This window comes from Xylophilus sp. GW821-FHT01B05 (assembly GCA_038961845.1).
Lineage (GTDB): Bacteria > Pseudomonadota > Gammaproteobacteria > Burkholderiales > Burkholderiaceae_C > Xylophilus.
Genome location: CP152408.1, coordinates 1,247,959 through 1,260,769 on the forward strand (window position 1 = coordinate 1,247,959; position 12,811 = coordinate 1,260,769).

Annotated in this window: 11 protein-coding genes; all 11 read right to left on the reverse strand. The window is 65.9% G+C overall.

Going from position 1 to position 12,811, the window contains the following annotated elements:
* The 11 genes from AAFF27_05855 to AAFF27_05905 all read right to left on the reverse strand — a co-directional run bounded on the left by AAFF27_05855 (nucleotide 1) and on the right by AAFF27_05905 (nucleotide 12,567).
* A complete protein-coding gene (locus AAFF27_05855; protein XAH24715.1) occupies nucleotides 1-2,331 on the reverse strand; it encodes a TonB-dependent receptor in 2,331 nt (776 codons plus the stop codon).
* Nucleotides 2,332-2,397: 66 nt separating this feature from the next.
* On the reverse strand, nucleotides 2,398-3,132 hold the full coding sequence (locus AAFF27_05860; GenBank protein XAH24716.1) for a TonB family protein: 735 nt from the start codon (nucleotides 3,130-3,132) through the stop codon (nucleotides 2,398-2,400).
* Nucleotides 3,132-3,548, reverse strand: coding sequence for a biopolymer transporter ExbD (locus tag AAFF27_05865; GenBank protein ID XAH24717.1), 417 nt, complete (start codon nucleotides 3,546-3,548; stop codon nucleotides 3,132-3,134). The genes AAFF27_05860 and AAFF27_05865 overlap by 1 nt, the downstream gene beginning before the upstream one ends.
* A gap of 224 nt (nucleotides 3,549-3,772) precedes the next feature.
* Entirely contained in the window at nucleotides 3,773-4,735 is a 963-nt protein-coding gene (locus AAFF27_05870) for a 2-oxoglutarate and iron-dependent oxygenase domain-containing protein (GenBank protein XAH24718.1), read from the reverse strand.
* 27 nt (nucleotides 4,736-4,762) lie between these two features.
* Nucleotides 4,763-5,719 carry a nucleoside hydrolase gene (locus AAFF27_05875; protein ID XAH24719.1) on the reverse strand — a complete coding sequence of 319 codons (957 nt, stop codon included), beginning with the start codon at nucleotides 5,717-5,719 and terminating at the stop codon, nucleotides 4,763-4,765.
* 11 nt (nucleotides 5,720-5,730) lie between these two features.
* Nucleotides 5,731-6,633 (reverse strand): ribokinase, encoded by a 903-nt coding sequence (locus tag AAFF27_05880; GenBank protein ID XAH24720.1) that lies wholly within the window; start codon nucleotides 6,631-6,633, stop codon nucleotides 5,731-5,733.
* Nucleotides 6,634-6,686: 53 nt separating this feature from the next.
* Nucleotides 6,687-7,664, reverse strand: a complete 978-nt coding sequence (locus AAFF27_05885; GenBank protein ID XAH24721.1) for an ABC transporter permease — start codon at nucleotides 7,662-7,664, stop codon at nucleotides 6,687-6,689.
* Between the two features lie 10 nt (nucleotides 7,665-7,674).
* Nucleotides 7,675-8,841, reverse strand: coding sequence for an ABC transporter permease (locus AAFF27_05890; GenBank protein XAH24722.1), 1,167 nt, complete (start codon nucleotides 8,839-8,841; stop codon nucleotides 7,675-7,677).
* Complete coding sequence (locus AAFF27_05895) at nucleotides 8,838-10,421, reverse strand: ABC transporter ATP-binding protein (protein XAH24723.1); 1,584 nt, start codon at nucleotides 10,419-10,421, stop codon at nucleotides 8,838-8,840. The genes AAFF27_05890 and AAFF27_05895 overlap by 4 nt, the downstream gene beginning before the upstream one ends.
* Before the next feature lie 58 nt (nucleotides 10,422-10,479).
* On the reverse strand, nucleotides 10,480-11,484 hold the full coding sequence (locus AAFF27_05900) for a BMP family ABC transporter substrate-binding protein (protein ID XAH24724.1): 1,005 nt from the start codon (nucleotides 11,482-11,484) through the stop codon (nucleotides 10,480-10,482).
* A 78-nt stretch (nucleotides 11,485-11,562) separates the two neighbouring features.
* Nucleotides 11,563-12,567 (reverse strand): LacI family DNA-binding transcriptional regulator, encoded by a 1,005-nt coding sequence (locus AAFF27_05905; protein XAH24725.1) that lies wholly within the window; start codon nucleotides 12,565-12,567, stop codon nucleotides 11,563-11,565.
* Nucleotides 12,568-12,811 lie beyond the last annotated feature (244 nt).

Below are 12,811 nucleotides of genomic sequence, written 5' to 3' on the forward strand. Positions count from 1 at the left end.
TCAGAAGTCCGCTTGCAGGGAGATGCTGGAGAAGCGCGGTGCACCGAAGTAGACGTTGGGGTTGTCTGCGGAGGTCACGCCGATGTTGGAGCCGCTGCCAGCGTTGGCCAGGTAGTACTTCTTGTCGAACAGGTTGGAGACGTTGAAGCGCACTGTGGGGTTCTTGAGCCACGTGGTGCTGGGCATGCGGTAGGCCAGGTTCAGGTCCACGGTGGTGTAGCCGCCGATCTTCACGTCGTTGACTAGCGTGAGGTAGCGCGCGCCGGTGTACTTGGCTGCCACGTTGGCCATGAAGGGGCCTTCTGCATATTGCAGCGACAGTGCACCCATCAGCTTGGGCGTATCCGGGAACTGCTTGCCATCGGTGGGGGCATAGGTGTTGATGCCGGTGCGCATGTCCTGGTTGATGGTGCTCTGGGTATAGGACAGCGAGCTATAGGCGCTGTAGCCCTTCACCGGCACGGTGCCAAGCTCGAACTCCAGGCCCTTGATGGTCGACTTGCCGACGTTGTAGTTGGTCGTCGAATTGGTTTCCTGGCTGTAGCTGCTGGCCAGGCGGTCCCTGAAGTCGACATAGAAGGCCGTCAGCGAGGAGTTGAAGTTCGTACCGCGGTAGCGGGCACCGATCTCGTAGTTGGTCGAGATTTCCGGCTTGATCAGGTTGCTGATTACGTTGGCTACGGCCGGGCCACCTTGGAACACGAAGTTGCCGGGCACCTTCATGTTGCGCGAGATGTTGGCAAAGCTGCTTGTGCGGTCGTTGATCTTGTAGTTGATGCCCAGCGAAGGCAGCGGCTTGCTGCTCTTCTTGACGATGTTGTAGTCGATGCCCTGGCCGCTCCCGGCATTGGAGAAGTTGTTGTAGTCGCGTTCGATCTGGCGGTAGCTGAAGGCTGGCGTGATCTGCAGGCGGCTGTTCATCAGGTCGATGGTGTCCTGCAGGAACACGCTCTTGCCGGTGCTGACCGTGATCTGGTTGCGACCCTGGTAGAGCTGGCCATTGGCCAGGTGCACGAGCGAGGCGTCGTTGTCGAGCCAGACGCTGGCTACGTTGCCATCGTTGCCGATCAGCGATGCAGGTTGGGTCTGGATGTGGCGCGCGCGCTCGAACCAGAAGCCGCCCATGATCTTGTGGTTGTCGATGACGTGGGTGACCTTGGCGGTCACGCCTGGGCGGTAGGTTTGCGTCAGGCTGCCGCGGTAGACGCGGATGGTGTCGAGCCGGTCGCCGTCGCCATTGAGGTCGGTGATGCCGCCGCCCAGAGCCGTGGTGCCAGTGCCTTCGCGCAGGGTGGTTTGCTGCACGCCGCCGGTGCCGTAGCCATACCAGAAGTAGGGGTCGATATCCAGGCGGGTATTGGGCGTGAGCTGGGTGCTGGCCTTGAACGTGGCCAGGTAGTTCTTGAACGGGTTGAGCGCGTAGCCGTAGTAGGCCGCGTTGTCGGCGTAGTTCGATGGCTCTACTTGCGCAGTGCCGTTGACCGGCGTCAGGTGCAGGGGCACTACCTTGCTGAAATCGGTGCCGTAGCCCAGCGAGGCTGCCTGCGCCAGGGTGACGCTGCGGTAGTTGTTGTTGAGTGCGTTGTTGTAGAGCAGGCCGGCCGACAGGTCCACGCCGGCAATCCTGTAGTTGGCCTTGAAGTCGATGTGGTCACGGTCGGCGCCACCAGTGCCGGTCCACTTGTCGGCCTTGGTCTTGGAATAGGAAATGAAGGCGCTGAAATCGCCAATCTTGCCGGTGTCGTAGCGGATGAAGCTGCGGCGCAGGTTGTTCTGGCCAATGGTCTGTGCCAGGCGAATGCGGCGCTCGTCTTGCGGGCCGCAGGTGACCAGGCCGACGTTGCCACCAGAGGCGCCCACGTGCGGGGCTTCGTTGTCGGTGGCACCCTGCGTGACGAACATCTCGCACAGGTTTTCGCTGTCGGTGTATTCCTGCGGATAGACCGCGAAGCTGCCCGAGTCATTGACCGGCGCGCCGTCGATGGTGAAGCCCATCTGGTCGCTGTTGAAGCCGCGCACGCGCAGGTTGCCGCCGAACAGGCCGGTGGCGTCGGTGCTGGCGGCATTCACGCCAGGCAGCAGGCTCAGCGCCTGGAACGGGTTGCTGGTGGCGCGCATCTTCTCCAGTTGCGCCTTGGTGACCGTGCTCTTGGCCTTGGGTACGTCCTCCTCGATCATGAGGCCGGTGCCCATCTCGTCGCCTTCACCGGTGACCGTGATGGTGCCTACCTGGCTGGGGGAGGACGAGGTTTGTGCGTGTGTGACTGTCGCCATGCCGGCCAACAGGGCGGCCAGGGCCAGGGGGTGAAGCCGGAATACGTTGCTGCTCATGGGTAGCCTCTCGTGCGTTGCGGTCGAAGGAGTGGGGAGGGGGAAACGGTGAGAAAGAAATGGCGTTCAGCCGCCGCTCGACAGCTGGTACTCGAGCTGCATGACGAAGCGGTGGGTGTTTTGTCCCGGGTAGGTGTCGGCCGGGAAGGGCTGGTAGGTGCCGGTGCGCACGGTGCGCAGCGCCTCCTGGTCCAGGATCATGGAACCCGAGCTGGAGTCGACGCCTGCCGTGACCAGCTTGCCGCCGCGGTCGAGTTCGATCCACACGCCGACCGTGCCCACGGGGCGCGTCTGGCGCGCCTCGCGGCTGCTGGGGTAGCGCTTGATCTCATGCAGGTAGCCGCGTAGCTGCCCGAGGTAGCTGGCTTCGGCCGACTGCGAAGGCGCTGCCCGTGCTGCCGGTGGCGGTGCGGGCGGGGCCGGAGGCGCTGGCGGCGGAGGCACGGGTGCCGGTGGCTGCGGCGGCGCGGGCGGCGCCGGTGGGGTTGCCGGGGCTGGCTCCGCTTGTGCAAACGTTTGCGCGGGCGCAGGAGCAGGTGCCGGGGCGGGTTGTGCGCGCGGCGGCGGGGGCGCTTTGGCAATGGGCGGCGGTGGTGGAGCTGCTGGTGGTGGCGGGGGCGGCGGCGGTGGTGGAGGTGCGGGCTCGGGCGGCGTCTCCATGCGGATCGCGATCTCGCGCGGGGCTTCCTTGTGCACCGGCGTCGCATGCGGCGTGAAGTACCAGGCCAGCCCGCCCAGCGCAGTGAGTGCGAGGGTGGCCGAGCGGGCCACGGCGTCGCGGTGGCGATACAACCAGGACATCAGCCGCCAACCTTCTTGGTTGCAAAGGTGATGGCCTCTATGCCTTGCGAGCGCAGGGCGTCCATCACCGAAACCACTTCGTTCCATTTCACGGCCTGGTCGGCGTTGACCAGGTAGCGCGCCTCTGGGTCCTTGCGGTGCATGGCGTTGATGCGCTGGGGCAGTTCCGTCGATGCCAGGCGGTCGCCGTTGAGGGCCACCGAACCGTCTTCCTGCAGCGTCACGACCACGGGCGGCTTGCTGGCTGCTGCGGACTGTGCGGTGCTGCTGTCCGGCAGCTTGGTCTTGATGCCGAAGGCCGGTATCACATTGGTGCTGATCAGCACGAAGAAGACCAGCAGGAACATCATCACGTCGATCATCGGAATGATTTCGATGTGGGCCTTGCGGGAAGGGGTTTCGTCGAAATGGAGCATGGGACTACCGGGCGGTTAAACGTAAATGGTGCGAGATGCTTATTACATGTGCATGAAAACGCTTACGACAACGTTTGCATTGCTTTACGCAGATTTCATGCCAGAGCGTTGGAGCGGTGTCTCGCCGTGGACTGCGGCTGGGCGCGCGGCGCATTTCCGCAGGCACGCGCGCAGCGCTGCGCCTGCCGCGCGTACGAGCGGCAGACGTCTAGGCGGCGGCTTGGCTAGGAGGCCTTGGAGGCCCGGATTTCCCGCAGGCGTTCCTGCAGATAGTCGTGTGCCGTGGTGTCGGTGAACTGCTTGGGGTGCGTCGCATCGACGCAACTCGGCAGGCAGCTCAGGTCCATTTCCGGGCGCGGGTGCAGGAAGAAGGGCACGGAATAGCGCGACTGGCCCCAGCGCTCGCGCGGCGGGTTCACCACACGGTGCGTGGTCGAGACCAGGCGCTTGTTGGTCAGGCGCTGCAGCATGTCACCGACATTGAGCGTGACGTAGCCCGGAGGCGCCATGATGGGGAGCCAACGGCCATCATTGGTGCGTACCTCCAGGCCTTCGGCCGAGGCGCCCATCAGCAGCGTGATGAGGTTGATGTCCTCGTGTGCCGCCGCGCGCACGGCACTCTGTGGTTCCACCGTGATCGGCGGGTAGTGGATGCCACGCAGGATGCTGAGCCCACCCTGGATGCGTGCATCAAAGAAGTGCTCGGGCAGGTCCAGGTAGAGGGCGATGGCGCGCAGCAGGTCGCGCCCGGTGGATTCCAGTGCAGCGTAGGTGCTGCACAAAACCGGGGTGAAGTCCGGGCGCTCTGCCACGTCCACATTGGCATGGTCCTGCCCTTGCAGCGGATCGCCTTCGGCATGGGTCTGGCCGTGCTGCCAGAACTCCTTCATGTCCGCGACTTTCTCGCTGCGCGCCTTTTCGGCGCCGTAGGCGCTATAGCCGCGCTGCCCCTTGATGCCTGGGATTTCGTAGCGGCGCTTGGTGTCTTCCTGCAGCGCGAAGAAACCTTGGACCTCGCTGAACAGACGGCTCTGCAGGTTGTCGTCCAGGTCGTGCCCGGTGACGGCCGCAAAGCCGATGCTGGAGAAAGAATCGCCCAGCTCTTGCACGAAGCGCTGCTTGCGCTGTGGATCGGAGCTGCGGTAGTCGTTCAGATCAACGCTGGCAATGGGTAGTGCGTGTGCCATGGCAGGGGGTGTGCGGCTATGGGTTGGTCAGGGGGCGGTGCGGAGCGCGTCCTCGATCACCTGCAGGACGGCTGGGCCGTCCACGCTCAGGCAGACCTCGACGTTTTCGCGCTTGCCCCAGCCGGGTTCCGCATAGGGGAAGCCAGCGGGGCCGAACAGGGTCTTGCCGGCGGCAATGCCCTCGGTCACGACCTCGACCTGCCCGCGCTTGGTGCCGAACAGTTCGGGGTGCAGGATCTGCACCACGGTGGCCGGGTCGTGCACCGAGAAGCCATCGAAGCCGGCGGTGTTGCGATAGAAGTTGGCGTAGAAAGCCGTGATGTCAGCGACGAAGTTGCCGACCTTGGGCGAGACGCTGCGCAATGCCTGCATGCGTGCCTCCGGCATGATGGTCTGGTGCGTGACGTCCAGGCCGACCATGACGATGGGCCATGCGGCGCTGAACACGACCTGGGCTGCATGCGGGTCGTTCCAGATGTTGGCTTCCGCCGCTGGCGACACGTTGCCGCCACGGTGGATGGCGCCGCCCATCAGCACCACTTGCTTGACCTTGTGCACGATGTCGGGGCACAGGTGCAGCGCCAGGGCGATGTTGGTGAGCGGGCCCAGCGGCACGAGGGTGATTTCACCGGGACGTGCGTTGATCTGGTCGACGATGAATTGCGCGGCGGTCTGGTCGATGGGGGCGAAATCGGCCGGGTATTCCAGCGGGATGTCACCAAAGCCGTTGTGGCCGTGCACGAAGTCTGGATAGGGGTGCAGCGGCTGCACCAGGGGCGTGCTCGCGCCCTTGGCCACAGGGACCGGCTTGGGCATCAGCGACACCAGGTAGCCGGCGTTCTTGGTGGCCTGCTCGACGCTGACGTTGCCGAAGATGGTGGTCAGGCCGACGAGTTCGATCTCGGGGCTGTAGGCGGCCACCAGCAGGGCCAGCGCGTCGTCCACGCCGGGATCGGTATCGATGATGAGAGAGTGCTTTGTCATGTTCATGCTTGTCATAGGGAAATCTGTTCTGTGCGTTGCAGGGGCACCTCGTGGCGGTGCGGTATCGAGGCCGACGCGCCATGCCGAGATACCGTGATCGCCGCGGCCTGGAGCGCAAACTCCAGCGCTGCCTGCGTGTCCATGCCGCCGTCGAGCCCGGCGAGCAGGTAGCCGGTGACTGTGTCGCCGGCACCTGTGGTGTCCACCACATTGGTCGCCGGGGCCGGCAGGCGCCATTCCTGGTCGCCAAGGGCCGCCCACAGCCCATCGGCCCCGAGTGTCATCACCACCAGTGTTTGGGGGCAGCGCAGCCGCAGGGCGGTAAATGCCTCCGCGATGCCAGTGCAGCCACTGAGCTGGCGGGCTTCGACCTCATTGACCAGGAGCAAGGCCAGGCGCTCCAGCGGTAGTTTGGCCAGGGAAGGGTCGCACGGCGCGGGGTTGAAGGCCACCTTGCGGCCTGCGGCGTAGGCCAGCTCGATTGCGTCGGCCACCACGCTGGTTTCGTTCTGGGTCAGCACCCAGCGGTGGTGGGGGTGCCGCGCCAGGGCGGCGCTGACGTGGGCGGCGGTGAGGGCGTGGTTGGCGCCGGGGTAGAGCAGGATGCAGTTTTCTCCAGCCGCATCGACCTCGATGATGGCGTGCCCGGTCTCCAGCGAGCTGGAGATCACCAGGTCGTTCAGCGCGATGCCGGTGTCTGCGATGGCCCCCTGCACCCAGGCATCACCCGGGCCGACGGCGCCCAGGTGGCAGACCTCGGCATTGGCGCGGAGCAGGGCGATGGACTGGTTCATGCCCTTGCCGCCCAGGCCGCGCGCGTAGTGCCGGCAGGTCAGTGTCTCGCCCGGCTGCATGAAGCGCTCGACTCGGTAGCTGTGGTCGACGTTGATGGAGCCGATGTTGATGATCGCCATGGTGAAGAGCAGTGTCTCGTTCTGATTGGGATAGGGTGAGGTCGCGCTGGCAGTCAGCGCTCTTTGACGTAGGGGCGGCCCAGCGCTTTGGGTGGTGTTGCCTTGCCGATGAAGCCGGCGAGCAGCACCACGGTCAGCACATAGGGCAGGACCTGGAAGACCTGGGGCGGGATCGTACCCAAACCCGGGAGTGATTGGCCTTGCAGGCGGGCCTCGAGTGCGGTCAGCAGGCCGAACAGCAGGCAGGCGCCCAGTACCGGCAACGGGCGCCATTTGCCGAAGATGACGGCGGCCAGCGCGATGTAGCCGCTGCCGGCCGTCATGTCGCGGCTGAAGGCCGCGTTCTGCGCGGTGGAGATATAGGCGCCCGCCGCACCGCAGAGCATGCCGGTGGCGGTGAGGGCCAGCGTGCGCACGCCTGCCACGGATACACCTGCCGTGTCGACTGCGTTGGGCTCTTCCCCGGCTGCCCGCAGGCGCAGGCCGAAGCGCGTATGCCCCAGCATGAAGGCCAGCAGTGCCGGCATGGCGAAAGCGGCATAGACCAGTATGGAGTGTCCCGACAGCACGATGCGGTAGAAGTCGCCCAGCACCGGGATCTGGCGTGCCCAGGTCTCTGCGCCCGGCAAGTTGATGGGCGTGAAGCGCTGTGCGGCGTCGAGCGCCGGTGTCTGGCCACCTTGCTCGAACCAGGCCTGCCCCAGCACCATGGTCAGGCCCAGCGCAAAGAAATTCAGGGCCATGCCCGAGACAACCTGATCGCCGCGGTAGCGGATGGTCGCCACGCCATGCAGCATCGAGAAGAAGACCCCCGCGGCCATGCCGCCCAGCAGGCCCAGCCAAGGTGAACCCAGCAGCGAGGCGGTGGTGGCCGCGGCAAAGGCGCCGGCCAGCATCTTCCCCTCCAGCCCGATGTCCACGATGCCCGAGCGCTCGGCCAGGATGCCGCCCATGGCCGCCAGCACCAGGGGGCAGGCCAGCCGGATGGCGGACGCCAAGGTGCTCAGCACCATCAACCAGATGTCTTCCACGTCCAACTCCTCATGCATCCGGCCGTTGCCGGTTTGACCACGCGAGATAGCCGCGCTCCACGGGCGCGCGCACCAGGCGGTCCAGTGCCGCCACGAAGAACACCACCAGCCCCTGGATCACCAGGATGAGCTCCGGGCTGATGCGCGGGAAATCCAGCTGCAGGTCGGTGCTGCCTTGGTAGAGGGCGCCGAACAGCAATGCGGCCGCCAGCACGCCCACGGGATGGTTGCGCCCCATCAGGGCCACGGCAACTCCAAGAAACCCCATGCCGCCGGTGAAGTTGAGCACCAGCCGGCCCTGCGCGCCGTAGACGTCGTTGACGGCCATCAGCCCGGCCAGCGCGCCCGATATCAGCATGGCAATGATGGTGAGTGATGCCGCCGACAAGCCGGCATAGCGGGCGGCGCGCGGGCTGTGCCCGAGCAGGCGCAGCGCGTAGCCCAGGCGCGTGCGCCACAACAGCCACCAGACACCTGCGGCACACAACAGCGCCAGCAGGGTGGCGATGTTCAGAAAGGACGGTGCCAGCGATATGCCCAAGGGCTCCAGCACCTCGTGCAGCTTGGGCAGCATGGCCGAGGGGGCGAAGCTGCGGGTTTCGGTGCCCATGCCGCCGCTGCCAATGGCGCTGACCAGCATGTAGTTCAGCAGGCCGGCCGCGATGTAGTTGAACATGATGGTGCTTACCACCACGTGGGCGCCGCGCCGCGCCTGCAGGTAGCCCGGTATCCAGGCCCAGAATGCGCCCGCCGCAGTGGCGGCTAGCATCGCCACGCAGAACATCGCCGGTGCACCCAGGCGTCCGTCCAGCCAGAGGCAGGCCAGTGCCACGCCCAATCCGGCGACATAGGCCTGGCCTTCGCCGCCGATGTTGAATAGGCCGGCGTGGAAGGCCACGGCCACGGCCAGGCCGGTGAAGGTCAGGCTGGTGGCGTAGTACAGCGTGGAGGCAAGGCCGTTGGCCGGGTCCAGGGCGCCGGTGAGCATGACGCGCAGGGTGGCCAGCGGGCTTTCGCCCACCAGCAGGACCACCAGCGAGGCCACGCCCAGCGCCAGGGCCACCTGCAGGGCCGGGACCACCAGGCCGGTGAGCCACCAGGGCAGCCGCGCGGGAGCCCGTTGTGCCGGGCGAGAGGCCCCGTTGCCGTGCGGCTCGGGAATCGTCGTGGTACTCATGGGGTCATGTCCTGGGGGCTGGCATCTGCCGTCATGAGCAGGCCGATGTCGCGTACCGTGGCCTCGGCGGTGGGGACGATGCCGGTCACGCGGCCGCCATTCATCACCATGATGCGATCGCTCAAGGCAAAGATCTCTTCCAGCTCGACCGACACCAGCAGGATGGCGGTGCCCGCGTCGCGGGCCTTGATCAGTTCCCGGTAGATGCGTTCTATGGCGCCGATATCCACGCCGCGCGTGGGCTGGCCCACCAGCATGAGGCGGGGCTGGCGTGCCAGTTCGCGTGCCAGCACCAGCTTTTGCTGGTTGCCGCCGGACATGTCGGCGGTGCGCAGCGTGGGCACTGCCGGACGGACGTCCATTGCGCTGATCAACTGCATCGCGCGCTTGCGCAGCCGGGCTGGAGACAGCCAGCCAGGGGGCGCCAGCGTGTCGTCGTCCTGGTAGCCGAGCACGGCGGACTCCTGCAGGCTGAAGTTCTTCACGATAGCTTCGCTCAGCCGGTCTTCGGGCACATGGGCGCAGCCCAGCTTGCGCAATGCGCCGGCATCGAGCCAGCGCTGTGACGTGAAGTGGTGCGGTACGCCGTCTGTTGCCAGGGTCATGCTGCCAGTCGTGGGCTGCAGCAGTCCTGCCAGCGTACGCAGCAACTCTGTCTGGCCATTGCCCGAGACGCCTGCAACACCCAGGATTTCGCCGGGGTAGAGGTCAAAACCCACGTCGACCATGCGCATGCAGCCGCGTGCATCGACAAGACCCAGTTCGCGCACCGACAACGTGGGTGCCAGGGCGTGGCTGCGTGCGGCCGGCTTGCGCTTGTCCACCTGCAGCAGTACGGGCCGGCCGACCATCAGCTCGGCGAGTTCTTCGCGGCTGCTCTCGGCGGTGCGGCGCTCGGCCACCACGCGGCCGGCGCGCATGACCGTGACCCGGTCGGTCACGTCCATGATCTCCTGCAGCTTGTGCGTGATGATGACGACGGTCACCTGCCGATCGCGAAGCTCGCGCAGGATGGCAAACAACTGGCTGGCCTCTTGCGGCGTCAGCACACCGGTGGGCTCGTCAAGAATGAGTATGCGGGCGCCCCGGTACAGCGCCTTGAGGATTTCCAGGCGCTGTTGTTCGCCCACCGGCATGTCGTCCACCTGGGCGTCCAGGTCTACCTGCAGGCGATAGGTCGCCATCAGCGCCTGCAGGCGTTCCCGGGCGCGGCGCCGCGAGTTCCCCAGGCGCCAGCTGCCCTCAGCGCCCAGCAGCACGTTGTCCAGTGCCGATAGCGTGCCCACCAACATGAAGTGCTGGTGCACCATGCCGATGCCCTGTGCAATGGCGTCCGCGCTGTTGCGGATGGCCGCGGCCTGCCCGTGCAGGCGGATGCTGCCCTCGTCGGCTTGGTAGAAGCCGTACAGGATGGACATCAGCGTGGATTTACCGGCGCCGTTCTCGCCGACCACGCCATGGATGCTGCCGGCGGGCACTTGCAGGTCGACCCGGTCGTTGGCCACGACCGTGCCGAAGCGCTTGGTGATGCCCTGCAGCTCTATGGCGAACGCCGCTCCTGCGGCCTGCGGGGATGTCATGGGGCCTCGTGCTCCTGGCGGAGGGGCTGCCTGCGGTGTTCCATGTCCGGGTTGGTCCTCAGTCGCACTTGCCCGTGGCCATGGCGTCGGTGATCTTGATCTTGCCGTCCACGATGTCTTGCCGGATGGCGTTCATCCGGGTTTCCATCGCGGGCGTCACCAGCGCGCGGTTGTCCTTGTCCAGCGCCCAGTCCACGCCGCGTTCCTTCAGGCCGATGGAGGTCACGCCGCTGGAGACAGCGCCACTCGCACCTTCGGTGAAGGCGGTCTTTACGGCCACATCGACGCGCTTGACCATGGAGGTCAGCATGGTGCCGGGGTGCAGGTGGTTCTGGTTGCTGTCCACGCCGATCGCGAACTTGCCCGCGTCGCTCACGGCCTGGTAGACGCCGATGCCGGTGCCGCCCGCGGCGGCGAAGATCACGTCGGCACCGCGCTCCATTTGCGAGCGTGCGAGCTCGCCGCCCTTGGTCGGGTCGTTCCAGGCCGTGGGTGTGGTGCCGGTCATGTTCTGCAGCACCGCGACCTTGGGGTTGATGTAGCGTGCGCCCTGCTCGTAGCCGCAGGCGAAGCGGCGGATCAGGGGGATGTCCATGCCACCGATGAAGCCGACCTTGCCGGTGGCCGATTTCAGGGCTGCCAATGCGCCGACCAGGAATGAGCCCTCTTGTTCGCGGAACACGTAGGAGCGCACGTTGGGCCTGTCGACCGTGGTGTCGATGATGTAGAACTGGGTTTTCGGGAACTGCGGAGCCACCTTCTCCAGGGCCGTGGCACCGCCGTAGCCGATGCTCACCACCGGATTGCTGCCGCGCTGGGCGAGCTTTTGCAGTGCCTGCTCGCGCTGGGCCTCATTGGTCAGCGAGAACTCCGCATAGCGCTTGCCCGTGGTCTTGCGGTATTCCTCTGCACCCTCGTAGGCGGACTGGTTGAAGGAGCGGTCGTACTTGCCCGCAGAGTCGAACAGCACGGCGGGCTGGGCGTCGGCGGCCGAAGCGCTCTGGAAGGTGCAGGCCAGCAGCAGGGTCGCCAGCGCAAGCGGGGCTGGCATGGTCTTCTTCATGCGGAAACTCCTGTGGGGAACGGTTGAGGGGCGGGGGATGAAGTGCTGCAGCAGCGCAGCGGCCTGGGCGGTCATGGGTCAGGCCGCTGGCTGGAATGTGGCGGTGGACTCCCGCAGCATCAGATGCGGTCTCAGCACGATCTCGCGGTGCTGCATGGCGGGGGTGGCGATGCGCTCGATGAGCAGCGCGGCCGCGCGCTCGCCCAGATCGCGGATGGAGTGGCCAACGGTGGTCAGCGGGGGCGAGGTGTAGGCGCCCAGATCGATACCGTCGAAACCAATGATGGACAAGGCCTGCGGCACCGCAATCCCGAGTTCGGCGGCCGCGCGCAGCGCCCCGAGGGCCATCATGTCGTTGCAGGCGAAGATGGCACTGAAGCGCTTTTGGGCCAGCAAGGTCTGTGCGGCGCGGTAGCCCGATGCACCGCCGAAATCGCCCTCGGCGAGCCAGTCCTGGCCAGGCACTATGCCCGCGGTGGCCAGGGCCTCCTGCCAGCCGGCCTGCCGTATGCGGTTGACTTCCACCATGCTGGGGCCGCTCAGGCAGGCGATGTTGCGGTGTCCCAGGGCCAACAGGTGTTCCACCGCGAGCCGGGCGCCCGCCTGGTTGTCTATGCGCACCACATCTGCCTGCAGGCCCGGTACCAGCCGGTCCACCATCACCAAGGGCACGTTCCGCTGGAATGGCAATGTCCTGGAGGAGGCTATGCCGGTCGACGCCACGAGCAGGCCGTCGACCCGGTGCTCCATCAGTGTTTGCCAGTAGCTAGCCTCGCGCTGCGGATCGTCGTCGGAATTGCAGAGGAACACCGAGTAGGCGCTGCGCCGGCAGTAGTCTTCGATGCCGCGCGTGAGTTCCGCGAAGAACGGATTGGTGACATTGGGCACGAGAACACCCAGGATGTGGGTTTCCCGGGTCTTCAGCGAGCGCGCGACGGCGCTTGGCAGGTAGCCGAGCTCGGACACAGCCTGCTCCACCCGGGCACGCGTGCCGTCGTTCACGCGGCGGGTGCCACGCAATACGTGTGACACCGTGGTGAAGGAAACGCCTGCCAGCGCTGCGACATCCTTGAGCGTACTCATGGTCTTTTTTCTAGGTATGGAGAGAGCGGTTGTATCAGCAGAACCGTATACGCAAACGTTTGCATTTTGAGGTAAAGCACAAAACAGGCCAAGGGCTCTGCACTGTCCATCAAGCCTTCGCTATGTCGCATGCCCCGAAATGGTTGCTTGTGCACCATGTACAGGCGGCCGCCTGATGGCTTCTGCATGATGTCATGCCCATGTCTCGGTTTTGTGTCAACGTGGGGCGGCACTTGTCGCGGTA

What these genes read in the sequence shown, in the direction of transcription:
- AAFF27_05890 (XAH24722.1), bottom strand. Translation starts at nt 8,841, where the DNA reads ATGAGTACCACGACGATTCCCGAGCCGCACGGCAACGGGGCCTCTCGC.
- AAFF27_05895 (XAH24723.1), bottom strand. Translation starts at nt 10,421, where the DNA reads ATGACATCCCCGCAGGCCGCAGGAGCGGCGTTCGCCATAGAGCTGCAG.
- AAFF27_05855 (XAH24715.1), bottom strand. Translation starts at nt 2,331, where the DNA reads ATGAGCAGCAACGTATTCCGGCTTCACCCCCTGGCCCTGGCCGCCCTG.
- AAFF27_05870 (XAH24718.1), bottom strand. Translation starts at nt 4,735, where the DNA reads ATGGCACACGCACTACCCATTGCCAGCGTTGATCTGAACGACTACCGC.
- AAFF27_05880 (XAH24720.1), bottom strand. Translation starts at nt 6,633, where the DNA reads ATGGCGATCATCAACATCGGCTCCATCAACGTCGACCACAGCTACCGA.
- AAFF27_05865 (XAH24717.1), bottom strand. Translation starts at nt 3,548, where the DNA reads ATGCTCCATTTCGACGAAACCCCTTCCCGCAAGGCCCACATCGAAATC.
- AAFF27_05875 (XAH24719.1), bottom strand. Translation starts at nt 5,719, where the DNA reads ATGACAAAGCACTCTCTCATCATCGATACCGATCCCGGCGTGGACGAC.
- AAFF27_05905 (XAH24725.1), bottom strand. Translation starts at nt 12,567, where the DNA reads ATGAGTACGCTCAAGGATGTCGCAGCGCTGGCAGGCGTTTCCTTCACC.
- AAFF27_05900 (XAH24724.1), bottom strand. Translation starts at nt 11,484, where the DNA reads ATGAAGAAGACCATGCCAGCCCCGCTTGCGCTGGCGACCCTGCTGCTG.
- AAFF27_05860 (XAH24716.1), bottom strand. Translation starts at nt 3,132, where the DNA reads ATGTCCTGGTTGTATCGCCACCGCGACGCCGTGGCCCGCTCGGCCACC.